Origin of the sequence: Massilia endophytica, assembly GCF_021165955.1 — a bacterium.
In the GTDB taxonomy this organism is placed as follows: Bacteria; Pseudomonadota; Gammaproteobacteria; order Burkholderiales; family Burkholderiaceae_D; genus Rugamonas; species Rugamonas endophytica.
In genome coordinates, this window is record NZ_CP088952.1 from 1,629,242 (window position 1) to 1,652,666 (window position 23,425).

The following is a 23,425-nucleotide window of genomic DNA, read 5'->3' on the forward strand; positions in this document are numbered from 1 at the left end:
CTTCATTCAGTTAGGCCAGCTAGAGGCTGGCATTCATGTAGTCGAGATACGCGCGGATCACTTCTTCGTTACGCTTGAAGAAGGTCCATTGACCGGCCCGCTGCGTCGTCACCAGGCCGGCCTTGGCCAGCACGGCGAGGTGCCCGGACACGGTGGACTGCGACAGGCCGCTGCGGCGGTCGATCAGCCCGGCGCACACCCCCATCGAGAGCGGATGCGTCTGCTCCGAAAAGTGGGCCTCCGGCTCCTTCAGCCAGCAGAGAATCTGCCGGCGGACGGGGTTGGCGAGGGCCTTGTGGATGGCGTCGATGTCGATCGAATTGGTCATATCGGTAACTTCCGATTTATACATTGGGATTCTACGATATAAAAACAAGTCCTGCAGCGGACCACATGAAAACTGAAATCAGGCGAGATAGAGCAGTAGCAGGCCCAGCAGCGCTGGCACGCTCTGGACGAAGATGATGCGGCGGCTTACCGTCACGCCGCCCCAGATTCCGGCCACCGCCACGCACAGCAGGCCGTAGACGGCGAAGGAATGGGCCACATCGTGGTTGGGATGAAGGAAACTGACCGCCAGGGCGGCGGCCAGGAAGCCGTTGTAGCAGCCCTGGTTCGACATGGCCGGTTTGACAATGGCCGCCTTCTCGGCGCTCAGCCCGAACACGCGGCGCCCGCGCGTATCGAACAGCACCGTTTCCAGCAGCACGATATAGACGTGAATCAGCAACACCAGGCCGATGACGATCTGAGCCAATACCAGCATAAGGGTCTCTCCAGAATTGATATCAGGGCAATGATATACTGCCGTCATCATGCCTTGGATCATTCTTTTCCTTGCCGGACTGCTCGAAGTCGCCTGGGCGGTCGGCCTCAAGTTCACCGACGGCTTCACCAAACCGCTTCCCACCGTATTGACGCTGGCCGCCATGGCCGCGAGCGTGGGCCTGCTCGGCCTGGCCCTGCGCACGCTGCCGCTGGGCACCGCCTATGCGGTGTGGACCGGCATTGGCACCGTCGGCACAGTCATTTACGGCATCCTGGTGATGAACGAACCAGCCGGCGTGCTGCGGCTGGTCTGCATTGCGATGATCGTGGCGGGTATCGCAGGCCTGAAACTACTGTCGCCGCACTAAGTCAGAACGCGGCGTTCACCCGCGCCAGGTAATACCACTCGTTGTTGGCCTTCGCGCCCGTGTCCGGGAAGAGGATGATGGCGTCGAACGGCGCCGTTACCGGCGTGCCGTCCGCGCGGCGGCCGATCTCTTCGCCTTCCTTCACGCGGTCGAAGCTCGCCCAGCTGCGGCTGAAATGATCGTCGTCGTGCAGCTTGTCGTGCACCTCCACCATGCTCAGCGCCTCCATCTCCTCGCGCGGCACCGGCTGCGGTTTCGGCGCATCGATCAGGCCCAGATGCGCCAGCGTATTCATGATGGCGCGGTACGCCACTTCCGGCGCCTGCGGGTCGGCGTGCTGGCCGCACTCCAGCGTCAGCGCATAGCCGCCCGTGGTGCGCATGTATTCCGTGGTGCCCACGCCGTAGCGCAGCACCGTCTGCAGTTCGGCGCTGCCGCGCATGCGGCGCTGCACGCCGTCGCCATAGGTGCGCAGCCAGCCATCCACGAAACGCTTCACGCCCAGGATGCGCGCCAGCGCGCGTTCCTCTTCCTCGTGCTTGAAGGGCTCCAGCGGACCGTCGTTATTGCGCGGGCCCACCATCACGAAGGGCTGGCTCTGTGCATTGAAGGAGTGCAGGTCCAGCAGCACATCGTGTGCGGCGAGAAGAGGGCACAGCCAGTTGGCGATGCGGTCCTCGAAGTCCTGCGGATGCTCGTTCGGGAAGAGATTGCGGTTCAGGTTACGCTCGCCCGCGCGCTCGCCCTTGGCGTAGGCCAGGGGATTCGCCACCGGCACAAAGGTCACGCTGCCGTTCAGGATGCGCAGCTCGCCCTTGTCCAGCATCTCCATCACGCGCGTAATGCCCTTGGTGCCCGCCGTTTCGTTGCCGTGCACCGCACCCATGACGATCAGGCGCGGCCCTTTGCCCTGGCCGGTGTAATTGACGGATTTGAAATGGAGTTCGCTTGCGGCGGTCATGCTGGTCCTCGGTGGAAAACGGTGCCAGTATTCTAGCGGCATTCCGCATGACCACAGGTAAAATGCGGGAATGAAGTCACAACGCATCCACGGCCTCGATACCCTTCGCGCGCTCGCCATCATGCTGGTGTTCGCCAACCACTACATGGGCTTCGTGACCAACGAGCCCACCTTCGGCGTCTTCAGCGAACTGGGTTGGATGGGCGTGGACCTGTTCTTCGCGCTCTCCGGCTACCTGATCGGCAACCAGATCTTCGCGGGCCTGCGCGAGGGCGGCTTCTCGCTCAGGAACTTCTATGCGCGCCGCCTGCTGCGCACACTGCCCAATTACTATGTCGTGCTCGCGCTTTACGCCTTCTGGCCGCTCTTCGCGGGCACCGCCCCGCATGCGCCCTGGTGGAAGTACTGGACCTTCACGCTCAATTTCGAACTGATTCCGGGCACGCGCTTCTCGCATGCATGGTCGCTGTGCGTGGAGGAGCAGTTCTACCTGCTGCTGCCCGCCGTCGTGCTGCTGGTGGCGCTGATGCGTGCGCCGCTGCGCCTTGGCTGGTGCATTATCGCCGCGAGCCTGGCGGCAGGCATGGTCCTGCGCGCGCTGGCATGGCAGGATTTGCAGCCTCCAGCCGATGGCAATGCGCGCGCCTACACGGATATCTACTACGCCACCTGGGCGCGTTTCGATGAACTGATCGTGGGCGTCACGCTGGCGCTGCTCAAGAACCATCACGCCGTGGCATGGAAACGCCTCACCTCGATGGGCAATACCATGTTTGCGGGCGGCCTTGCCGTCACGGCCTCGGCTTGCTGGTACTTCCTGGACGGCCATTTCGGCTTCGGCCAGACCGTGTTCGGCTATCCCTTGCTGGGCCTTGGTTTCGGCATGCTGCTGCTGGCGGCGCTCAGTCCCGGCTCGCTGCTGGCGCGCATCCGCGTCCCGGGCGCTGCCAGCATCGCGCTGTGGTCATATGCCATCTATCTCACGCACAAGCAGCTGTGCATCATCCTCGCGCGGCACTTCGAACGCCACTTCGGGTGGGCTGCGGACGGCCCCCTCGTTATCGGCCTGCTGATCGCTGCCTCGGTACTCGCGGGCTTTTTGTTGTACATTCTCGTCGAAACGCCGTTCATGAGACTGCGTGAGCGTTTTGTACCGACAAACAGCGCAAGGAGAATGTATGAGGAAGTGGATGGCCGCAGCAGCGGCAGCGATGATCGCGTCGCCGCTGGCGCAGGCGCAGCAGGAGGGCCCGTACGCGAGGATGGTGGTGATCAGCCCCAAGCCGGGCCAGAACGCCGAGTTCGAGAAGGGGTATGAGCGCCACCTGGAGTGGCATCGCAAGGCCCAGGACACCTGGACCTGGTACGGCTGGTCCTTCGTGCTGGGCAGCCGCCTCGGTCAGTTCATGGACGGCACTTTCGGCCACGCCATGGCGAACTTCGACGCCGCCGTCCAGCCAGCCGCCGACAGCGCGGACAATGCCCTCAACGTCACGCCGCATGCGGACTTTCTGAGCCACGGCATCTACAAGCGCCTGGACAGCGTCAGCGCTGGCGCCCCTTTGCCTGACACCTCGCCCTTCCTGGCAATGAGCACCTACGAGATCGAGCCTGGCCAGCAAGTGGCCTTCGAGGAAGCACTGGGCGAGCAGTGGCGCAAGGCCGGCGCAGGAAAGCGTTATACCTGGTACCGGCTGCAGATCGGCGGCCAGGCGCCGCAATATGTGCTGATGCGCGCTGCCGCGAGCTTTGGTGCAGCGGCCGAGCTGCCCGAGGTGGCGCCGCCCGCGCGCATGGTGCGCAATGTGCGCACCGAGCTTCTGCGCTACCGCGAGAACCTGAGCTACCGCCCCCGCAACTGACGCAGGTAGTTCAGCGTCCAGGTCTCGCGGATGATGGACATGCCCATGCCCGCATCCCGCCGCGCAATAACAGCCTCGTTATGCGCGGCGGCGGCGTCCAGGTCCACCCATTCGGGCGCCATGCCGTTGCTGATTTCGTAGTGCTCCATCTGCGCCGCGCCCAGGACGCGGCTTGCCTCGCAGCGGTAGATATGGGAGCGCATGAAGAGATGGTCATAGCCCGGCTCGGGGCTCGGGCGGTATTCGTCGATATAGCCGATGGCATCCGCCACGCGCACGTCCTGCGCGCCAGTTTCCTCGGCCAGTTCGCGGCGCAGGCCGTCGAGCATCTCCTCGCCGTCGTCCAGGCCCCCGCCCGGCAAGCTGTAGTCGTCGTAGCGGCGGGTGTAGAGCAGCAGGATATCGTCGCCGTGCATGATCACCGCGCGGACGGCGTCGCGCCGCAAGCCGCGCCCCTCGGTGCTGTGGACCGTCGGGTGTACCAGTTTCAGGAGCATTTCCATTACTGGCGCATTTCGATGACGTCAAAGGGGGACTGTACGCTGCCGAGGAAGTCCAGCACGGCCTCGATGCGAACGCCCGGTTCCTCATTGGCCGTCGCCTCGATGGCGGCGCGCATGCCCGGCATGGCCTCCACGATGTCGCGGCTGCGGTAGGCATTGATCAGCAGCGCGGCCAGCAGCGCGGCCTCGCGCTGGTGGCGGTGGCGCAGGCGCTGCTCGATCACGCCGAAGAGGGCGCGCTGCATGCGGGGCGTGGGATTGGTGATATGGGCGAACACCAGCGGCGTGTTGGCGATGGCGTCGCACAGGCGGCGCTCGATCTCGTCCGGCTTCACGTCGGATGCAATGTCGAAGTAAGCGGCGTTCCAGCGCGTGCGCGCGTGGGGATGGCCGGGCGGGAAGGAATCGGCGGTATCGAAACCCAGCGCGCGGCTCGCGCGCCGGAGCAGGGCAATAAGAGTCATACCCGCATTGTAACGCGGGCGGAGGACAGGCGCGGGCGCCTGTCCTCTTCCCCTTAGCTGGCTTGCGCCTCTTCGCCCAGCAGGCCCGCGCGGAAGTCGTTCACCGCCTGGTAAATCTCCTCCTGCGTGTTCATCACGAACGGGCCGTACTGCGCAATCGGCTCATTCAGCGGATGGCCCGCGATCAGGATAAAGCGGCTGGATTCCGCCGCCTCCACCTGCACGCCGTCCGCCTCGGCGCTGTTGGCCAGAATCGCCATACTGCGTGCCGGAACCGCCTTGCCGCCCATGCTTACCTCGCCGCGGTAGGTGTAGAGGAAAGCATTGTGCCCGGCAGGCAGGCGCTGGCTGAAGCGGGCCCCTGCGGGCAGTTCCACGTCCAGGTACACGGGCTCCGTCACTTCGCGCTGCACCGCGCCTTCCACGCCGTGGCTTTCTCCTGCAATCACGCGAACCGTGGCGCCTTCAGGCGTCTGGAAGACCGGGATCTCGTTCGACTTGAAATCCTTGTACCAGGGCTTGCGCATCTTGTCCTTCGCCGGGAGGTTAAGCCAGAGCTGGAAGCCTTCCATCAGGCCCGCTTCCTGTTCCGGCATCTCCGAGTGGATCACGCCGCGGCCCGCCGTCATCCACTGCACGCCGCCGTTCTCCAGCAGGCCTTCGTTGCCTGCGCTGTCGCGGTGGCGCATGCGGCCCGTCAGCATATAGGTCACGGTCTCGAAGCCCCGGTGCGGATGGTCGGGGAAGCCAGCGATGTAGTCGTTGGCTTCGTCCGAGCCGAAGTTATCCAGCATCAGGAAAGGATCGAGGCGGCGCTGCAGCGGCTGGGTCAGCACTCGGTTGATCTTCACGCCCGCCCCATCCATCACGGACTGGCCGTGGATGATGCGTTCGACACTGCGCGGCGAGGCAAGCTGGCCGCTCGCTGCGACGGTTTGAATGGTTGCCATGCTCGTTCTCCTTTTCCAGCTGGCCTGAATTCAGACCAGCACTGCGTTGATTTGTTCGTCGGCTTCGGCGCGTGCTTTCGCCACTGCGTCCGGGCCCATGCCATGGCCTTCCGAGAACACGAACTGTACATCACTCAGTCCCACGAAGTTCAGGAAGGTTTTCAGGTGCGGCAGCTGGGTGTCGCTCGGCGCATCCTTGTGCAGGCCGCCCCGGGTCACCGCCACGTAGACCTTTTTCCCGGTTAGCAGGCCCACGGGGCCGGTGGAGCCGTACTTGAAGGTGACGCCGGCGCGGGCAATCGCGTCGAACCAGCTTTTCAGCTGCACGGTGATGCCAAAGTTGTACATCGGGGCGCCGATCACGATCACGTCCGCCGCCTGCACCTGGGCGATCAGTGCATCGTCCAGCGCCACGCGGGCCGCCTGTTCCGGGGTGCGCTGGGCGGCCGGGGTGAACAGGGCTTGCAGGGCGGTTTCGTCCAGCACGGGGTGCGGTTCGGCAGCCAGGTCGCGGCGCACCAGCTTCACATCGCTCAGGCCGGCGCTGACTTTGGCCACGATGGCGTCGGCCAGGCGGGTGGATTCGGAACCGGTGCTGCGGGCGCTGGAGTTGATCTGCAGAATGTTCATGGTTTTGCTCCTGTATTGGGTTAAGTGTTGCGATGGGTTCACTTTACTCGTTCCAAAATAGGAGAAAAAGCCGGTAAAATGGATTAGATTAATCCACTGGTGGAACAATAATATGGATATCGATCCTTCGGACCTGCTGCTGTTCGCCCGTATTGTCGAGTGCGGCAGCTTCAGCCAGGCGGCGGACAAGGTGCAGCTGCCCAAATCGACGGTCTCGCGCCGCCTCTCCCTGCTGGAATCGCAACTGGGCGAACGCCTGCTGCAGCGGACCACGCGCAAGCTGGTGCTCACGGAGCTGGGCGCCAGCCTGCTGGCCCATGCGCGCAAGGTGGCGGAGGAAACGGAAGCGGCCGAGGCGCTGGCCCAGCACCGCCAGCAGGCGCCGAACGGCCTGCTGCGCGTGTCCATGCCGGCCGATTTCGCCAACCTGGAGCTGGCGGGCATGCTGCCGGACTTCATGGCGAAACACCCGGCGGTGACCCTTGAGCTCGACCTTTCCCCGCGCCGGGTGGACCTGCTGGCCGAAGGATTCGACCTCGCCATCCGTATGGGCACCTCCCTGCCGGACGATGCCTCCCTGGCCGCGCGCGCGGTCGCCTTCAGCCACTGGGCGCTCTTTGCGTCGCCCAGCTATATCGCGCGGCGCGGCCTGCCCGAGCATCCGGACGACCTGTTCCGCCACGATTTGCTCAGCCTGAGCCGCTCCCACGACGGCCTCACCAGCTGGAGGCTGGAACGGGGCAAGCAGGCATGGGAGCGGGATGTGCCGGTGCGGTTGACGGGCAACTCACCCGAGCTGCTGGCCCGCATGGCGCAGACCGGCATCGGCATCGCCAGCTGCACGGACCGCTTTTCGGGACCGCTGGTGAAAGTGGGCGCGCTGGTGCGCGTGCTGCCGGAATGGAGTTTCCCGGCCGTGACAGGCTGGGCGGTCTTCCCCGGCAGGCGCCTCATGCCCGCGAAAACGCGGGTCTTCCTCGACATGCTGGAAGCAAACTACGAGCGCAGCCGCAAGCGCGCTCAGGGCCTGGGCGGCTGAGCGAGCGCAGTGGGCTGGATAACGATGACGATTGGCGCCTGGCTTGCCTGCGCAGCTTCAGGTGCCGATGCCGCTCAAGCAGGCTTGAGGTCCGCCATCATCTCGCCCAGGCGCACGGGACCGGCGGGCTGCCAGGCGGGGTTGAACTGCAGCGTGTCCTTGGGGAAGAGCATCACGACGGTGGAGCCGAGCAGGAAGCGGCCCAGCTCCTCGCCTTTTTTCAGCACGATATTCTTGTCCGCATAGGTCCACTCGGCGATCTGCGGCTGGCGCGGCGGGTTGACCACGCCATGCCATACGGTCGCCATGCTGCCCACAATCGTCGCGCCCACCAGCGTCATCACGAAGGGACCGAAGGCCGTGTCGAACACGCACACCACGCGCTCGTTGCGCGCGAACAGGCCGGGAATGCCGCGCGCTGTCGTCGGGTTCACGGAAAACAGGTCGCCCGGAATATAGATCATGCGGGTCAGCTTGCCGTCGCAGGGCATGTGGATGCGGTGATAGTCGCGCGGGCTGAGATACAGGTTGGCGAAGCTGCCGTGCTGGAACTGGTCCGCCAGCGTGCGATCGCCGCCCACCAGCGCGGTGGTGCTGAACTTGTGGCCCTTGGCCTGGAAGATCTGGTCGTCGTCGATGGCGCCGAACTGGCTGATGCGGCCGTCCACCGGGCACACCAGGTCGGCATCGGCCAGCGGACGGGCGCCCGGCTTCAGGGCGCGCGTGAAGAATTCGTTGAAGCTGTGGTAGCTCGCAATGTCCGGATTCTCCGCCTCGTCCATGTTCACGTCGTACTTGCCCACGAACCAGCGGATCAGGCGGGTCGTCATGGCGCCGCCTTTCGCTCCGGCCACGCGGCCCGCGAAATTGGTCAGCGCACCCTTGGGGAGCAGGTACTGCGGCAGTACGGCAAGGCGGTCGGACATTGTTTTCCTCTCTATGGACGAATCGGCATTATAGGGCGTCCCCACGTCTAGAAAAAAATTTCTAGAAAACTGATAATTTTTCCTGGAATTAAGGGACAATGCCTGTCCTTGACCAACTCGAAGAAGTTCGCCATGCCTCGCAACACTGTTTTACGCCTCACCCTGGCTGCCGCCGCCGTGGCTGCCGCCTGCGCCGCTCACGCCCAGACTGTCCAGCCCGAAGAAAAGACCAAGCCGGAACCCAAGCAGGGACCGATGCAGAAAGTGGAAGTGAAGGGCTCCACCGAAGCCTACGACCCGCGCCGCGACGACACGGCCAGCAAGATCGTGATCTCCAACGAGGAGATCGTGCGCTATGGCGACCAGTCCATCAGCGATGTGCTCAAGCGCGTCCCGGGTGTGACCGTGGGCGGAGGAGGGCGGGGCGGCGGCGACATCCGCATGCGTGGCCTGGGCAGCGGCTACACGCAGATCCTGTTGAACGGCGAACGTGCACCCGCCGGTTTTTCCATCGACAGCCTGTCGCCGGACGTGATCGAGCGCATCGAAGTCCTGCGCGCCGCCAGCGCCGAGTTCAGCACCCAGTCCATTGCGGGCACCATCAATATCGTGCTGAAAAAGGCCATCAAGACCGGCCAGCGCGAGCTCAAACTCAGTGCGGGCAAGAGCCACGAGCAGTTCACGCCCTTCGCCAGCCTGCAGGTATCGGACAAGGTGGGCCAGATGTCCTACTCGATCGGCGCCAACCTGTTCAAGGGAATCTTCGACCGCCAGTCCCCCGTTCACGAAACCCTGGTCGACCCTTCCGGTGCGCTGCAGATGCAGCGTGACACCCGGCAGACCGACCATGGCCGTCCCCAAGGCGTCAATATCTCGCCGCGCCTGAACTGGAACCTCGCTGGCGGCGACACCCTCACTTCGCAATCCTTCATCAACTTCAACCGCTTCGATGGCGCCAGCGATGCCGTGATCGATACGCCGGTAGGCAAGCGGCCCACCTACCAGGTGATGGATACGGACTTCTCGAACCATAACGCCTTTGTGCGTACGGACCTGAACTGGGTGCACAAGCTGGCGGGCGGCGGCAAGCTCGATACCAAGATCGGCCTCAATGCCCTGCGCAACACGGGCTACTGGCACCAGTTCGGCTACGACCTGGGCGCGCTGCGGCGCGACAGTACGGTGCTGAGCAAGACCACGGAACACGGCTTCTCCAGTACCGGGAAATACTCCACGCCCCTGATTCCGGACCACGCCCTGGCCATGGGCTGGGACGGCGGCATCGCCTGGCGCGACGACTCGCGCATCCAGCGCGACGTGAACCTGCCCGGCAGCCATCCCGAGAATTCGGACGAGGGCTACGACGCGAAGGTGAGCCGCATGGCCTTCTATGGCCAGGACGAGTGGAACATCACTCCGCGCTGGTCCATGTACGCGGGCCTGCGCTGGGAGGGCCTGTTCACCGAGAGCGAGGGCAGCACCTTCGAGCGCATCAAACAGAACAACAGCGTCTGGAGCCCCATCGCCCAGACCCTGTACAAGCTCCCCAACAGCAAGGACCAGCTGCGCCTGGCCCTCACCCGCACCTACAAGGCGCCGCCCGCCTCGAACCTGATTCCGCGCCGCTTCACCTCCAGTAACAACAGCCAGACCGACCCGGACCGCCGCGGCAATCCGGACCTGAAGCCGGAGCTGGCCTCGGGCATCGACGCCTCGTATGAGCACTACTGGGCGCAGAACGCCCTCCTGAGCGCCAGCGCCTCGATGCGGCGCATCAGCGGCTATACGCGCCAGGGCGTGGTCAAGGAAGGCGACCGCTGGGTCTCCATGCCGGTCAACGAAGGCCGCGCCACCACGCGCAGCATCGAACTGGAAGCGAAGTTCCCGCTCAGCGCCATCATGAGCGATGCGCCATCCGTGGACCTGCGCGCGAGCGCCAACCGCAACTGGTCGAAGGTCGACTCCGTGCCCGGCCCGGACAATCGCCTGGACCAGCAGGTGCCGTTCTCGGCCACCCTGGCGGCGGACTACAAGAGCAAGGACGGCAAGCTGACCCTGGGCAGCAGCTACGCCTTCAAGAACGGCGGCCATGTGCGCATCAGCGACAAGCAGTCGGCCTACCAGTCGGTGCGGCGCGACCTCGAAGCCTACGCGCTGTGGAAGTTCGATCCCAAGCTCCAGCTGCGCGTGGCCGTATCGAACCTGCTGACCCAGGACTTCATCAGCGACTCGGCCTACACGGACGACAGCGGCACGCTGCGCCGCACGGCGGTCTTGCCGGGCTACGTGACCACCCGCGCCACGCTCGAAATGCGTTTCTGATTGCATAACAGGTGATATCATTCGCGCATGAGCGAAACGCATGCGTCCAATGACATCCTGAACCAGGCCCTGGCCGAGGTGCGCGATCTTCAGCGCACCGTGATCGCACTGCGTGGCGAGCTGGAGGCGGTGCATGCGGAACGCCAGCGCCTGGTGCAGGACGCCATCTCTGCCGCGCAGGGCGAGATCGGCCAGCTGCGCGACACCATCGTCGCGCTGCGTTCGGAACTGGAGCGCGTCACCCTGGAAAAGACCGAGGCGCTGCAGCAGTCCGCAGCCGCGCACCGCGCCGAGAACCTGCAGCTGCACGACACCATCCGCGCCCTGCGCGACGCACTGGAAGCCCAGGCTTCCGCCAAGGCCTGACATGGACGGCATGACAGAACCGGCCCCGCACGCCCAGAACCGCCGCCTGCGCCAGCTCGAACTGCTGCTGGAAGTCTCGCGCCGCATGGCGTCCTACGACACGCTGGACGAGATTCTCAACGCCCTCGTCGAGGTCACCACCGAGCAGCTGGGCGCGGAACGGGGCTCGCTCTTTCTCAACGACGCGGAGACCAACGAGCTGTTCTCCCGGGTCGCCCAGGGCAACATCCAGCGCGAGATCCGCTTCCTGAATCATGTGGGCATCGCGGGCCATGTATTCAGCACCGGCGAATCGCTGCTGATTCCGGATGCCTATGCCGATCCGCGCTTCAACCGCTCCGTGGACGAGCAGACGGGCTTCGTGACCCGCAATATCCTCTGCGTGCCGATCCGCACCGTGAAGGGCGAGATCATCGGCGTGGCGCAGACCCTGAACAAGATCAAGGGCAAGTTCAGCAAGGCCGACCTGGAGCTGCTCGGGGCCCTCACCACCCAGGGTACGCTGGCGCTGCAGAGCGCGCGCTTCCTGGAAAGCATGAAGAAGGTGCGCCAGCAGGAGATGGAGTTCATCGACGTGGTGTCCGAAGTTACGGCGGACATCAAACTCGGCTCCCTGCTGCAGCGCGTGATGGGCGAGGCCACGCGCCTGCTCAATGCGGACCGCTCCACGCTGTTCCTGAACGACGAGAAAACGGGCGAGCTGTGGTCGCAGGTGGGGCAGGGACTGGAGTCCATGCAGATCCGCCTGCCGAATACGGCCGGTATCGCGGGCGCCGTTTTCACGAGCAGCAAGGCGATCAACATCCCCTATGCCTACGCCGACCTGCGCTTCAACCCCGCCTTCGACAAGCGCACCGGCTATTTCACACGCTCCATCCTGTGCGTCCCCATCATCAACAAGAATGGCAAGACCATCGGCGTGACGCAGGTGCTGAACAAGCGCGGCGGACCGTTCACGGCGGAGGACGAATCGCGCCTGCGCGCCTTCACGGCCCAGATCTCCATCGCCCTCGAAAACGCCAAGCTGTTCGCGGACGTGCAGCAGATGAAGAACTACAACGAGGCCATGCTGGAGTCGATGTCCAACGGTGTGATCACGATGGATGGCGACGGCAGGATCGTTACCTGCAATGCGGCGGGCCTGCGCATTTTCCGCGCCCGCAGCGAGGACGTGGTGGGCCACAAGGCCAATGACTTCTTCAGCGGCGCCAATGCCTGGATGCTCGACCGCCTGAAGCGGGTGGAAGGCTCCGAGGAGACCGACCAGGTCATGGATGCGGAGCTCATCGTGGGCAGCGAGAAGATCTCGGCCAATGTCACCTTCCAGTCGCTGCTGTCGGTGGAGAAGAAGAGCATCGGCTCCATGATGATGATCGAGGATATCTCCAGCGAGAAGCGCCTGCGCGCCACCATGTCGCGCTACATGGATCCCGGCATCGCCAGCCAGATGATTACCGAGGGCGCGGATATGCTGGGCGGGAAGAACGTGCTGGCCACCGTGCTGTTCTCGGACATCCGCAGTTTCACCACCATCACCGAGCAGCTGGGCGCCCAGGGCACGGTGGCCATGCTGAACGAGTACTTCACGCTGATGGTGGACTGCATCCAGCGCGAAGAGGGCATGCTGGACAAGTTCATCGGCGACGCCATCATGGCCGCCTTCGGCATCCCCGTCGGCCACGAGGACGACGCGGACCGCGCGGTGCGCACCGCCATCGCCATGATCCGCGCACTGCAAAGCTGGAATGCGCAGCGTGCGGGCGAGGGGAAGCCGCCCATCGACATCGGCATCGGCCTGAATACCGACCAGGTGGTGTCCGGGAATATCGGCTCCAAGAAACGGATGGACTACACGATCATCGGCGACGGCGTGAACCTTGCGGCGCGGCTGGAATCGGCCTGCAAGCAGTACGGCGCGCGCATCCTGATCAGCGAATTCACCTACCGCGCGCTGCGCGGCACCTACCGCATGCGGGAACTGGACATCGTGGTGGTGCAGGGCAAGACCAAACCGGTGTCGATCTACGAGGTGCTGGACTTCCATACCGCCGACAGCTATCCCCACCTGGTAGATGCCATGGGCTTGTTCCGCGACGGGCTGGACGCCTACCGCAGCCGGCAATGGCTGAAAGCCTGGGAACTGTTTACCCGCGTGCTGTCGCTGAATGCCAACGATAAAGCCGCCGCCATGTACGTGGAGCGCTGCGACGAGCTTGCGGCCAATCCCCCGCCGGAAGACTGGGATGGTACCTACGTCATGCGCAGCAAATAAAGCAGAAAGCCGGGTATTAATCCAGGATAAAACAATTGAAATAATTTTTGAATTAAGCTCGATTCTTGTGGTAAATTGGCGATTCTGAATTCTCACACATTGTCACGCGGCCTAAATACCATAAAGGATAAGAGATGACGACCTACCAGGAATACCAGGCAAAGATCGCCGAGCTGCAGAAAGCAGCGGAAACCGCACGCAAGAACGAGATCAATCAGGCAAAAGAAAAGATTGCCGAGATCATGCGCGAGTATAAACTGACGCTGGCCGATCTCGGCCCGTCCATCAAGAGCACCAAGCCCGTCAAGCCGCGTGCGCCCGTGCCCATGAAATACCGTGACGACAAGACCGGCCAGACCTGGACCGGCCGCGGCCGCGCCCCGAAATGGCTGGAAGGCCGCAACAAGGAAGACTTCCTGATTAAATAAGCCGGCTCCCGCCGCGCCGAACCGGACGGATCAGTCCCCGATAATACTGAGGATATTTCCGTCCGGGTCCTTGAACCAGGCGATCTTCATCGATTCGCCCGCATGAATGTGGCCTTTTAGCTGCAAACCGGGCATCTGGTAATGCTCGAATGGCACGCCCTTGGCGTCCAGTGCCGCGACAATTTCTTCGATCTCGTCGCCCACGGCCCAGCTCATGGCCGTGGCCTTATTCGTTCCCGCATAATCCGAGCGGTACACATTTATCTGCGAGCTCCCGCTCAGATAAGTGATCACTTCATTCCCTTCGCGTCCGTTTTCCTGCAAGCCAAGGGTGCCGCCATAAAATGCATGCGCCCGTTCCAGGTCGTGAACGGCAATGGTCGCAATGGCGTCGTTATTGGAGAGCATGGCAGGCTCCTTATTCGGTTTTGGAATCGGGTAAACCTAGCAACGATTCTCTTGCGGCAGCGCCGCTTTGCTTCGTATCATGCCGTGTTACCAATCATGAAGGAGATCAGGATGCGTCCATGGACCCGTGCCGTGCTGGCCTTTGCCGCCGCTGTGACGATGAGCGCTGCCGTGGCGGCGCCGTCCGGCGCCCCCGTGCTGCTCGCCCCCGAGCGGGTCTGGACGGGCGAGGGCAGGCCGCATACTGGCTGGCTGGTGCTGGTGGCGGGCGGGAAGATCCTGGCCGCCGGACCGGCTGCCGAGGTCTCCGCGCCGGCCGGCGCCCAGCGTATCGAACTGCCGGGCCGCACCCTGATTCCCGGCCTCATGGACCTGCACTCCCACGTGCTGCTTCACCCTTACAACGAAACCAGCTGGGACGACCAGGTGCTCAAGGAGCCCATCGAATACCGTGTGCTGCGCGCCGCGCGCCATGCGCGCGCCCAGCTGCAATCCGGCTTCACCACGCTGCGCGACCTCGGCACCGAAGGCGCCAACTATGCCGATGTGGCGATCAAGCGCGCCATCGACGAGGGCATTGCCGAGGGCCCGCGGCTGTTCGTCGCCACCCGCGCCATTGTGGCCAGCAGCAGCTACGGTCCCAACGTGCGCAACTACCGGCTGGACATGGACCTGCCGGGTGGCGCCCAGGAGGCCACGGGCGCGGATGAAGTGGTGAAGGCGGTACGCGAACAGTCCTTCCGCGGCGCCGACTGGATCAAGGTCTATGCCGATTACCGCACCGGCCCGGACGGCGCCTCGCACGCCACCTTTACCCAGGAAGAGCTCAACGCCCTGGTGCGCGCCGCCCATGAATCCGGGCGGCGCGTAGCCTCCCACGCCAGCACCGACGAAGGCATGCGCCGCTCCATTCTTGCGGGGGCGGACACCATCGAGCATGGCTACGGCGGCAGCGAAGCCACGTTCCGCCTGATGGCCGAGCGCAAAGTCGCCTTCTTCCCCACGCTGGCGGCGCCCGAGGCCACCAGCGAATACTTCCAGAAGCATGTGCGCGGCGGTGCGCCCACGCCTTCCATGCAGGCGGCGGCCCGCGCCTTCCAGCTGGCCCGCAAGGCAGGGGTGCAGATTGGCCTGGGCAGCGATGTGGGCGTCTTCACCCATGGCGAGAGCGCCCGCGAGGCGGAATGGATGGTCAAACTCGGCATGAGCCCCACCGAGGCGCTGCGCGCGGCCACGGTCGTGAACGCGGCAGTGCTGGACCGCGCTGCAGCGCTGGGCCAGGTGAAGCCCGGCTTCCTGGCGGACCTGGTGGCGGTGGAGGGTGACCCCACCACCGATATCGCCGCCCTGCGCAAGGTGAGCTTCGTGATGAAGGACGGCGTCGTATACCGCCAGCCCTGAGTGGCGGCGCCGCGCGGCGAATCGTGCGAAGATAGCCTTCATCATGGCCGCCATTCCACTTTTCCCGCTCAATACCGTCCTGTTCCCGGACGGGCGCCTGCCACTGCAGATCTTCGAGGTGCGCTACCTGGACATGGTAAGGAAGTGCATCGCCCATTCCGAGGAATTCGGCGTGGTGCCCCTGCTGGAAGGCGAAGAAGTGCGCAAGCCCGGCCAGCACGAGGCGCTGGGCGCCGTGGGCACGCTGGCGCGCATTGTGGAGTGGAGCGCGCCGATGCCGGGCCTGATGCAGATCCAGTGCCTCGGCACCCACCGTTTCCGCCTGCTCTCGGCGGAGCAGGGCCGCAACGGCCTGTGGATGGGGGAAGTCGAGCGCGTGGACGACGACATGGCCGTGCCGGTTCCCGGCGAACAGCAGGACGTGGCCAATGCCCTCGGCTCCGTCATTTGCGCCCTCCAGCACCGCCACGTGAGCGTGGAGAAGATGCCCATGCAGGCTCCGTACCGGCTGGACGAAAGCGGCTGGGTGGCCAACCGCTGGTGCGAACTGCTGCACATTGCCACGCCGCAGAAGCAGCTGCTCCTGGCCCAGGACAACCCCGTGCTGCGCCTGGAACTGGTGCAGGACCTGCTGTCGGAAGCCGGGCTTCTCAGCTAGCTGGCTCCATTTCCTTCGAACCGCCTGGTTCTGTTTCCGCGCCCGTGCTGGCGCTACACTGGCATTTTCACCTGCCGGAGTGTTCCCATGTACCTGCCGCCCGCCTTCGCCGAAGACCGCCTGGAGGTCAAGCACGGCCTGATCCAGGCCTTTCCGCTCGGGACGCTGATCGTGCACGGCCGTTCAGGGCTTTCGGCCGATCTCGTGCCCTTTCTGCTGTATGGGGATGAGGGCGGGCAGGGCGTGCTGCGGGCTCACGTGGCGCGGGCCAATCCCGTGTGGCAGGAACTGGAGCAGGGCGCTGACTTCCTCGTCCAGTTCACGGGGCCGGAAGCCTATGTAAGCCCGAACTGGTACGCCGCGAAACAGGTGGACCACAAGGTGGTGCCCACCTGGAATTACGCAGCGGTGCAGGTGCGCGGCCAGGCCACGGTGCAAAGCGATTCCGCCTGGCTGCGCCGCCTGCTGGACGATCTCACGGCCTTGCACGAACGCGAGCTCCCCGCACCCTGGTCCACAGCGGACGCGCCGCCGGGCTTCATCGACACGCTCTCCAAAGCCATTGTGGGCATCGAAGTGGAGATTGCCGAGATCACCGGCAAATGGAAGGTGAGCCAGAACCGCCCGGCACCGGACCAGCGCACCGTGGCGCAAGGCCTGCAGGGCCGCGCTCCCGGCATGGCGGCGCTGGTGACGGAGCGCTTCAAGCCGGAGTGAGCTCGTCCTCCAGCGCGTGCACGCGCACCGACCAGGCCACGCCCGCCACCAGCAGCACAATGGCCGCGATCTCCAGCGGCCGTGGCCAGGCCTGGCGGTAGAGGAAGCCGTAGAGCAGGGCAAACAGGGTCTCGAAGAGGATCAGCTGGCCGGACAGCGTAACGGGCACGCTGCGGCTGGCGATATTCCACAGCTGGTTGCCGATCACCGAGGCGCCCAGCGCGAGCAGGGCATTGCAGGTCCAGAACAGGCCCCAGTCCCTGCCGCTGGCGGCGCCCGCGGCGCCCGTCACATCGCCGTGCCACACAGCGAAGGCCAGGCCGCCGATCAGCAGCGAGAGCACACCCGTCGAGAGTCCGTACAGGGCCGACCACTCGGCGCTGGTGAAATGGGGATTGCGCTTCAGGTAGCGCGCATTGTCCACTGCGTACCAGCTCCAGCACAACAGGGCCCCGGTGGCGCACAGCACGCCCGTCAGGGTGGTGCCAAGCGCGCGTCCGCTGTCCGCTGCGTGCATGAAGGTGTCGATATTGATGCAGGCGATGCCCGCGCCCACCACCAGCAGCGGCAGCGCGAGGCGGCTCAGGGGTACGGAGCCGTGGTCCTTGTGTCCCAACAGCGTCACGACGATGGGCAGCACGCCGATGATGAGAGAAGTCGGCGCCACCCCCGCCAGCTTCACGCCCACGGCCAGCAGCATGTAATAGATGATATTCCCGGCCAGCGCATGGCGCAGCATGGCCGCATAGTCGCTGCGTTCCAGCCGCGCCAACAGGCCGCCGAGGCGCGGCGCCATCAGGACCAGGGCAATGCAGCCGTATGCAATATAGCGCCCGACCGCCAATTCAAGAGGCGAGAACGCCGCCAGCAGTTCAGGCGCGATAAATACCGTGCCCCACATCGCGCCCGCCAGCAGGCCGCACAACACTCCCTTCCACATCTCGTACTTTCCTTTCGTTAAAGCTGCGACAGTGTCGCACACCTTGCGCTAATGTGTGCCATATCGATTCAAGAAGCGGGAGGCTGCCATGGCAGATCAAGCCATCATCGACGCGCTGCGGCGCGAAGCCCGGCCGCTCGGGCCGGGCGAGGACTTCGACGCCCTGCTGGACTGCATCGGCGATGCATCCATTGTGCTGCTGGGCGAGGCCACGCACGGCACGCGCGAGTTCTACCAGTTCAGGGCCGACATCAGCAAACGCCTCATCGTGGAAAAAGGTTTCGACGCCATTGCCGTGGAAGCGGATTGGCCCGACGCCTTGCGCGTCAGCCGCTACGTGCAGCACGGCGGCGACGACATGACTGCGGAGATGGCGCTGTCCGGCTTCAAGCGCTTTCCCCAGTGGATGTGGCGCAACCACGAAGTTGTGGAGCTGGTGAACTGGCTGCGGGTACACAACGCGCACGTGGCCAGTTCCACGCGGCGCGTCGGCTTTTACGGGCTGGACCTCTACAGCCTGCAGCAATCCATGCACGCCGTGGTGGCCTATCTGGACGAGAACGACCCCGAGGCCGCCCAGCTGGCGCGGGAGCGTTACGGCTGCATCGACCACATGGCGGAAGACCCGCAGCGCTACGGCTACGCCACCACCTTCGGCATGAAGGAGGACTGCGAAGCGGAGCTGGTGCGCCAGCTCATGGACCTGTCGCGCCAGGCCGTGCTGCACATGGAGGAGAAGGGCGGCGTGGTGCCGGACGAGCTGTTCTACGCGGAGCAGAACGCCCGCGTCGCGCGCAATGCCGAAACCTACTACCGCTCCATGTTCCAGAGCCGGGACGAGTCCTGGAACGTGCGCGATTCCCATATGGCCGAGACCCTGCAGGCCCTGCGCGAACATATCGGCCAGCACAGGGCGCATCCCGCCAAGGTGGTGGTGTGGGCGCACAACTCCCATCTTGGCGACTGCCGCGCCACCGAAATGGGGCGGCACGGCCAGTTGAACCTTGGGCAGCTGGTGCGCGAGCGCTACCGGCCGGAAGACTGCTTCCTGCTTGGCTTTACCACGCACACGGGCACGGTCACCGCTGCCAGCGAATGGGACGGACCGGCGGAACTGAAGCGCGTGGTGCCGTCGCGCCAGGGCAGCATCGAACGCCTGCTGCACGAAACGGGCATCCGCCAGTTCCTGCTGCCGATACGGGGCAGGAACAGCGTGCTCGCGGGGCTGGGCGACCGCTATCTGGAACGCGCCATCGGCGTGATCTACCGGCCCGACACGGAGCGCATGAGCCACTACTTCTACGCCGACGTGGCGCGCCAGTTCGATGCGCTGATCCACGTGGATACCAGCACGGCCCTGCGCCCGCTGGAACGTTCAGCCTTGTGGCGCCACGAGGAAGCGCCCGAGACCTACCCCAGCGGACTGTGAATGGAGGAGGGCGGCCAGCAGTGCAATATTGCAGGCCGCCGTAAGCCAGAACTTGATGAGGAAGGAGGGTTTGGAAGACTTGTGGCGCAGCCACTGCTGCGCCAGAAAACCGCCGGGCCAGCCGCAGGCCAGCCCGATCAGCAGGAGAGTGCGCTCCGGCGTACGGCGCCGCCCTTTACGGGCGGCGGATTTATCGATCGCATAGGCGAAGAAACAGATCACGCTTGCCAGCCCGTAGACGCCTGCCAGCAGGGCGGCCGGCGTCATGTCAGAAGTAGCTCAGGCCCAGTGCGGCCTTTACCTCGTCCGCCGTGCGCGCCGCCACTTCGCGGGCGCGCGCGGTGCCATCTTTCAGCAGCTGCATCACATAGCCCTTGTCCTTGGCGTATTCCTCGCGGCGCGCGCGGATCGGCGCCAGCATCTCCTGCAGCACGCCTTCCAGGCGTTTTTTCACCACCGTGTCGCCAAGGCCGCCGCGCACGTAGTGCGCCTTCATCTCCTCCAGCGAGGCCTTGTCGGTGTCGAAGGCATCCAGATAGATGAAAGCCACATTGCCTTCAAGGTGGCCGGGATCCTGCACGCGCAGGTGCAGAGGATCGGTATAGACCTTCTTCACGGCGGCCGTGATCTCGTCGGCGGAAGCGCCCAGGTTGATCGTGTTGCCCAGGGATTTGCTCATCTTCGCCTTGCCGTCCGTGCCCGGCAGGCGGCCGATTTCCGGCACCAGGGCGCGGCACTCCACAAGAATGTCGCGGTTGGCGATGCGGTTGAAGCGGCGCACGATCTCGTTAGTCTGCTCGATCATCGGGATCTGGTCTTCACCCACCGGCACGATGGAAGCCTTGAAGGCCGAGATATCGGCAGCCTGCGATGCGGGATAGGTGAGGAAGCCGGCCGGGATATCGCGCTCGAAGCCGCGCAGCTGGATCTCCGCCTTCACGGTGGGATTGCGCTCCAGGCGGGCCACGGTGACCATGTTCAGGTAATAGAAGGTCAGCTCGGCCAGTTCCGGAATCTGGGACTGGATCAGAATGGTGGATTTGGCCGGGTCGATGCCCACGGCCAGGTAGTCCAGCGCCACCTCCACCACGTTGCGGTGCACCTTTTCGGTGTCGTCCATGTTGTCGGTCAGGGCCTGCGAGTCGGCCAGCATGATGAACTGCTTGTATTCGTGCTGGTAGGCGACGCGGTTGCGCAGGCTGCCCACGTAGTGGCCAAGGTGCAGCGGGCCGGTGGGACGGTCGCCAGTCAGGATGACGGCTGGTGCGGCGGAAGGGGACTGGCTCATTCGGAAATTCCTGTGTGCGGCCCCTTTACCAGTAGACGTAATGACAAAAACGCCACCAAAGAGGCGGCGGTATGGTTGCAGTTTAAGGCCGGGATGTCAAGTTCCCTGGACCTGCCCCCAGGCGGGGACAGGTCCTTCACGCCTTAGTGGCGGTTCGGATTGTTCGGCCGGTCATCGTAGCGGTTCGGTACGCCATCGTTGTCGCGGTCGCGGTCGTAACGGTTCGGAACACCGTCGTTATCGCGGTCGCGGTCATAGCGGTTAGGAATGCCGTCATGGTCGCGGTCGCCCCGGCGCCATTCGCCGCGCTGGAATTCCCAGCGGCCATCGCGCTCCATCCACACCGGCTCGCTCCAGTTATAACCGGCGCGGGCGCGCACATATTTCCCTTTCACCCACACGTAACGGTGGCCGTTCCAGTTCCAGTAGCCCGGGGTCCAGACATAGCCCCGGCGTGCAGGTGGGATGGATTCATGGCGGGGAGCAGGCGGCGCCGTACGCACCACAATGACGTCCGCGCTTGCCGTCATCGGCACGGCAATCGAACCCATCGAGCCAGCAATCATTGCCGCGATCAACAGTTTTTTCATGATGTGTACTCCTTGTTCTGATGTGTGTGCTGTGATTATGTCGCTCAGCCTGTGTAAGGAATGTGCGCGCACGCGCTTAGCTTGTAAGGAATTGTTTCGTTGCTCTTTGGATACTTGATGTAGACTGGGAGGATTGCCCGAACAGGAGACCCTCTCATGCGTTTGCGCCTTGCCTTATTGACTTGCCTGATCAGCAGCACCGTTCTTGCCCAGACCCCGCCCATGGCGCCGGATATCGGTTCCGAGCGTTTCGACTTCAGCTTCCCCGATGCGGACTACGACAAGCGTGTCGTCATGGTCCCCATGCGCGACGGCGTCAAGCTCTACACCGTCATCGTGATACCCAAAGGCGCCAGTAAGGCGCCCATGCTGCTGACCCGCACCCCCTACAACGCCGCCGGCCGCGCCAGGCGCGCCGTCAGCCCGAGCATGCTGGCCACGCTGCCGCAAGGGGACGAAACCTTCGTCAACGAAGGCTATATCCGAGTATTCCAGGACGTGCGCGGCAAATACGGCTCGGAAGGCGACTACGTCATGACGCGTCCCCTGCGCGGCCCCCTGAACGGCACCAAGACGGACCATGCGACCGACGCCTGGGACACCATCGACTGGCTGGTGAAGAACGTGCCCGAATCGAACGGCAAGGTCGGCATGCTGGGCTCCTCGTACGAAGGCTTCACTGTGCTGATGGCGCTGGCCGACCCGCACCCCGCGCTCAAGGTCGCGGTGCCCATGAGCCCCATGGTGGACGGCTGGCGCGGCGACGACTGGTTCCACAACGGCGCCTTCCGCGTCAACACGCTCACCTACATCGCCAGCCAGAACACCGCGCGCGGCCGCGGCGAAGCCATTCCCACCGGCGTCTACGACGACTACGAAGGCGTGTTGCGCGCGGGCTCCACTGCCAGCTACGCCAAGGTTTTCGGCCTCGACAAACTGAATTTCACGAAGAAGCTGTTTGAGCATCCCGCTTACGACAGCTATTGGCAGGAACAGGCGCTGGACCGCCTGCTCGCGAAGCGCAAGCCCACTGTCCCCACCATGACCGTGGTGGGCCAGTGGGACCAGGAAGACATCTACGGCGCCTACGCCTACTACGCTGCGCTGGAGCCGATGGACAAGGACAACAAGCTCAATTACCTCGTCGTGGGCCCGTGGCGGCACAGCGGCGTCAATTACGATGGCTACGGTTTGGGTGCGCTCAAGTTCGAAGGCGATACCGCGCTACAGTTCCGGCGCGACGTGATGCAGCCCTTCCTCAACCAGTACCTGAAGGACGGTGCGCCCGTCGCCGATACGCCGCCCGTGCTCTTCTACCAGTCCGGCAGCAACCGCTGGCAGCACCTGGCGCAATGGCCGCTGGCCTGCGCGTCCGGCTGCCCCTCGGTGTCGAAAGCTGTGTACCTGAAAGACGGCTTCAAGCTCGATTTCAACGCGCCGCAGGGAAGCGGCTACGACGAATATGTCTCCGACCCGGCCAAGCCGGTGCCTTTCGTGCCGCGTCCCGTGCGCATGGGCGATCCGGAAGTGTGGCGTCCCTGGCTGGTGAGCGACCAGCGTTTCGTCGCCGACCGCCCCGATGTGCTGAGTTACGTGAGCGAGCCGCTGAAAGCGCCGCTGACGCTATCCGGCGCGCCGCAAGTGAAGCTCTTCGCCTCCACGACGGGCGGCGATGCGGACTGGGTGGTGAAAGTGATCGACGTCTATCCGGACGAAGTGCCGGGCCAGCCAGAGATGGGCGGCTACCAGCTGCCGCTGGCGATGGACATCTTCCGCGGCCGCTACCGCAACAGCCTGGAGAAGCCGGAACCCGTGGTGTCCGGCAAGGTGGAAAAATACAGCTTTGCGCTACCGAATGTGAACCACGTGATCCGGAAAGGGCACCGCCTGATGATCCAGATCCAATCGAGCTGGTTCCCGCTCTATGACCGCAACCCGCAGAGCTACGTCCCCAACATCTTCTACGCCAAGCCGGGCGACTACAAGAAAGCCACCCAGCGCATCTACCACAGCAGCTCCATCGAGCTCCCCATCGTCCCCAACCGCTAACTGTCCAGCTCGTGTCCACTTCTGGTGCCAGGGAAGAAAAGTGGACACGAGCTCAGCTCTATAGAGCTACAGACGAGCTCGTGTCC

26 protein-coding genes are annotated in these 23,425 nt (G+C 64.4%); 13 read left to right on the top strand and 13 right to left on the bottom strand.

All coding sequences use genetic code 11. The features are described from left to right. Nucleotides 1-19: 19 nt before the first annotated feature. Nucleotides 20-328 carry an ArsR/SmtB family transcription factor gene (locus tag LSQ66_RS07350; protein ID WP_231769136.1) on the bottom strand — a complete coding sequence of 103 codons (309 nt, stop codon included), beginning with the start codon at nucleotides 326-328 and terminating at the stop codon, nucleotides 20-22. 78 nt (nucleotides 329-406) lie between these two features. After that, a complete protein-coding gene (locus tag LSQ66_RS07355) occupies nucleotides 407-766 on the bottom strand; it encodes a DUF1304 domain-containing protein (protein WP_231769137.1) in 360 nt (119 codons plus the stop codon). A gap of 49 nt (nucleotides 767-815) precedes the next feature. Between LSQ66_RS07355 and sugE the strand changes: the two genes are divergently transcribed. Next, complete coding sequence (gene sugE, locus LSQ66_RS07360) at nucleotides 816-1,136, top strand: quaternary ammonium compound efflux SMR transporter SugE (protein ID WP_231769138.1); 321 nt, start codon at nucleotides 816-818, stop codon at nucleotides 1,134-1,136. A gap of 1 nt (nucleotide 1,137) precedes the next feature. Here the strand turns inward: sugE and LSQ66_RS07365 are convergent, their stop codons facing one another. Beyond that, on the bottom strand, nucleotides 1,138-2,097 hold the full coding sequence (locus tag LSQ66_RS07365; protein ID WP_231769139.1) for a M14 family metallopeptidase: 960 nt from the start codon (nucleotides 2,095-2,097) through the stop codon (nucleotides 1,138-1,140). 70 nt (nucleotides 2,098-2,167) lie between these two features. On the opposite strand from LSQ66_RS07365, the gene LSQ66_RS07370 reads away from it, so the two are divergent. Together LSQ66_RS07370 and LSQ66_RS07375 are read left to right on the top strand one after the other, a co-directional pair. Beyond that, nucleotides 2,168-3,415 carry an acyltransferase family protein gene (locus LSQ66_RS07370; protein WP_231769140.1) on the top strand — a complete coding sequence of 416 codons (1,248 nt, stop codon included), beginning with the start codon at nucleotides 2,168-2,170 and terminating at the stop codon, nucleotides 3,413-3,415. Further along, on the top strand, nucleotides 3,360-3,959 hold the full coding sequence (locus LSQ66_RS07375; RefSeq protein WP_231769141.1) for a hypothetical protein: 600 nt from the start codon (nucleotides 3,360-3,362) through the stop codon (nucleotides 3,957-3,959). Before LSQ66_RS07370 ends, LSQ66_RS07375 begins: the two co-directional genes overlap by 56 nt. On the opposite strand, the gene LSQ66_RS07380 is transcribed toward LSQ66_RS07375, so the two are convergent. The 4 genes from LSQ66_RS07380 to LSQ66_RS07395 are packed head-to-tail and all read right to left on the bottom strand — an operon-like array spanning nucleotide 3,941 to nucleotide 6,506. Then, nucleotides 3,941-4,462 carry an NUDIX hydrolase gene (locus tag LSQ66_RS07380; protein ID WP_231769142.1) on the bottom strand — a complete coding sequence of 174 codons (522 nt, stop codon included), beginning with the start codon at nucleotides 4,460-4,462 and terminating at the stop codon, nucleotides 3,941-3,943. The two genes, LSQ66_RS07375 and LSQ66_RS07380, sit on opposite strands and share 19 nt — an antisense overlap. Then, on the bottom strand, nucleotides 4,462-4,926 hold the full coding sequence (locus LSQ66_RS07385; RefSeq protein ID WP_231769143.1) for a hypothetical protein: 465 nt from the start codon (nucleotides 4,924-4,926) through the stop codon (nucleotides 4,462-4,464). The genes LSQ66_RS07380 and LSQ66_RS07385 overlap by 1 nt, the downstream gene beginning before the upstream one ends. Before the next feature lie 53 nt (nucleotides 4,927-4,979). Further along, entirely contained in the window at nucleotides 4,980-5,876 is an 897-nt protein-coding gene (locus LSQ66_RS07390; RefSeq protein ID WP_231769144.1) for a pirin family protein, read from the bottom strand. 30 nt (nucleotides 5,877-5,906) lie between these two features. Then, nucleotides 5,907-6,506, bottom strand: coding sequence for an FMN-dependent NADH-azoreductase (locus LSQ66_RS07395; RefSeq protein WP_231769145.1), 600 nt, complete (start codon nucleotides 6,504-6,506; stop codon nucleotides 5,907-5,909). Between the two features lie 112 nt (nucleotides 6,507-6,618). Here LSQ66_RS07395 and LSQ66_RS07400 point away from each other — a divergent pair, with 112 nt between their 5' ends. Beyond that, nucleotides 6,619-7,545: a LysR family transcriptional regulator gene (locus tag LSQ66_RS07400; protein WP_231769146.1), complete on the top strand. Its 927-nt coding sequence runs from the start codon at nucleotides 6,619-6,621 to the stop codon at nucleotides 7,543-7,545. Nucleotides 7,546-7,619: 74 nt separating this feature from the next. On the opposite strand, the gene asd is transcribed toward LSQ66_RS07400, so the two are convergent. Next, on the bottom strand, nucleotides 7,620-8,471 hold the full coding sequence (gene asd / locus LSQ66_RS07405; RefSeq protein WP_231769147.1) for an archaetidylserine decarboxylase: 852 nt from the start codon (nucleotides 8,469-8,471) through the stop codon (nucleotides 7,620-7,622). A 132-nt stretch (nucleotides 8,472-8,603) separates the two neighbouring features. Between asd and LSQ66_RS07410 the strand changes: the two genes are divergently transcribed. The 4 genes from LSQ66_RS07410 (at nucleotide 8,604) to LSQ66_RS07425 (ending at nucleotide 13,859) form a co-directional block, all read left to right on the top strand. Continuing rightward, on the top strand, nucleotides 8,604-10,793 hold the full coding sequence (locus LSQ66_RS07410) for a TonB-dependent receptor plug domain-containing protein (RefSeq protein WP_231769148.1): 2,190 nt from the start codon (nucleotides 8,604-8,606) through the stop codon (nucleotides 10,791-10,793). A 27-nt stretch (nucleotides 10,794-10,820) separates the two neighbouring features. After that, entirely contained in the window at nucleotides 10,821-11,159 is a 339-nt protein-coding gene (locus LSQ66_RS07415; protein ID WP_231769149.1) for a hypothetical protein, read from the top strand. A gap of 1 nt (nucleotide 11,160) precedes the next feature. Then, nucleotides 11,161-13,431 (top strand): GAF domain-containing protein, encoded by a 2,271-nt coding sequence (locus LSQ66_RS07420; RefSeq protein WP_231769150.1) that lies wholly within the window; start codon nucleotides 11,161-11,163, stop codon nucleotides 13,429-13,431. 134 nt (nucleotides 13,432-13,565) lie between these two features. Further along, entirely contained in the window at nucleotides 13,566-13,859 is a 294-nt protein-coding gene (locus tag LSQ66_RS07425) for an H-NS histone family protein (RefSeq protein ID WP_231769151.1), read from the top strand. A gap of 30 nt (nucleotides 13,860-13,889) precedes the next feature. Here LSQ66_RS07425 and LSQ66_RS07430 read toward each other — a convergent pair whose 3' ends face one another. After that, nucleotides 13,890-14,267, bottom strand: coding sequence for a VOC family protein (locus LSQ66_RS07430; RefSeq protein ID WP_231769152.1), 378 nt, complete (start codon nucleotides 14,265-14,267; stop codon nucleotides 13,890-13,892). Between the two features lie 111 nt (nucleotides 14,268-14,378). Between LSQ66_RS07430 and LSQ66_RS07435 the strand changes: the two genes are divergently transcribed. From LSQ66_RS07435 to LSQ66_RS07445, 3 genes are all read left to right on the top strand, one after another. After that, on the top strand, nucleotides 14,379-15,668 hold the full coding sequence (locus LSQ66_RS07435) for a metal-dependent hydrolase family protein (protein ID WP_231769153.1): 1,290 nt from the start codon (nucleotides 14,379-14,381) through the stop codon (nucleotides 15,666-15,668). A gap of 43 nt (nucleotides 15,669-15,711) precedes the next feature. Then, complete coding sequence (locus LSQ66_RS07440) at nucleotides 15,712-16,326, top strand: LON peptidase substrate-binding domain-containing protein (protein ID WP_231769154.1); 615 nt, start codon at nucleotides 15,712-15,714, stop codon at nucleotides 16,324-16,326. Nucleotides 16,327-16,413: 87 nt separating this feature from the next. Further along, entirely contained in the window at nucleotides 16,414-17,043 is a 630-nt protein-coding gene (locus tag LSQ66_RS07445; protein ID WP_231769155.1) for an FMN-binding negative transcriptional regulator, read from the top strand. On the opposite strand, the gene LSQ66_RS07450 is transcribed toward LSQ66_RS07445, so the two are convergent. Beyond that, the gene (locus tag LSQ66_RS07450; protein WP_231769156.1) at nucleotides 17,030-17,983 is read right to left on the bottom strand and encodes a DMT family transporter; all 954 of its coding nucleotides are present in this window, start codon (nucleotides 17,981-17,983) and stop codon (nucleotides 17,030-17,032) included. The two genes, LSQ66_RS07445 and LSQ66_RS07450, sit on opposite strands and share 14 nt — an antisense overlap. A gap of 88 nt (nucleotides 17,984-18,071) precedes the next feature. On the opposite strand from LSQ66_RS07450, the gene LSQ66_RS07455 reads away from it, so the two are divergent. Further along, nucleotides 18,072-19,412: an erythromycin esterase family protein gene (locus LSQ66_RS07455; RefSeq protein WP_231769157.1), complete on the top strand. Its 1,341-nt coding sequence runs from the start codon at nucleotides 18,072-18,074 to the stop codon at nucleotides 19,410-19,412. Here the strand turns inward: LSQ66_RS07455 and LSQ66_RS07460 are convergent. The 3 genes from LSQ66_RS07460 to LSQ66_RS07470 all read right to left on the bottom strand — a co-directional run bounded on the left by LSQ66_RS07460 (nucleotide 19,359) and on the right by LSQ66_RS07470 (nucleotide 21,290). Then, nucleotides 19,359-19,679 (bottom strand): DUF1294 domain-containing protein, encoded by a 321-nt coding sequence (locus LSQ66_RS07460; protein WP_231769158.1) that lies wholly within the window; start codon nucleotides 19,677-19,679, stop codon nucleotides 19,359-19,361. The genes LSQ66_RS07455 and LSQ66_RS07460 overlap by 54 nt on opposite strands. Nucleotide 19,680: 1 nt before the next feature. Then, the gene (trpS, locus tag LSQ66_RS07465; RefSeq protein WP_231769159.1) at nucleotides 19,681-20,700 is read right to left on the bottom strand and encodes a tryptophan--tRNA ligase; all 1,020 of its coding nucleotides are present in this window, start codon (nucleotides 20,698-20,700) and stop codon (nucleotides 19,681-19,683) included. 143 nt (nucleotides 20,701-20,843) lie between these two features. Beyond that, the gene (locus LSQ66_RS07470; protein WP_231769160.1) at nucleotides 20,844-21,290 is read right to left on the bottom strand and encodes a hypothetical protein; all 447 of its coding nucleotides are present in this window, start codon (nucleotides 21,288-21,290) and stop codon (nucleotides 20,844-20,846) included. 156 nt (nucleotides 21,291-21,446) lie between these two features. Here LSQ66_RS07470 and LSQ66_RS07475 point away from each other — a divergent pair, with 156 nt between their 5' ends. Then, entirely contained in the window at nucleotides 21,447-23,339 is a 1,893-nt protein-coding gene (locus LSQ66_RS07475; RefSeq protein ID WP_231769161.1) for a CocE/NonD family hydrolase, read from the top strand. The last annotated feature ends 86 nt before the right edge of the window (nucleotides 23,340-23,425 follow it).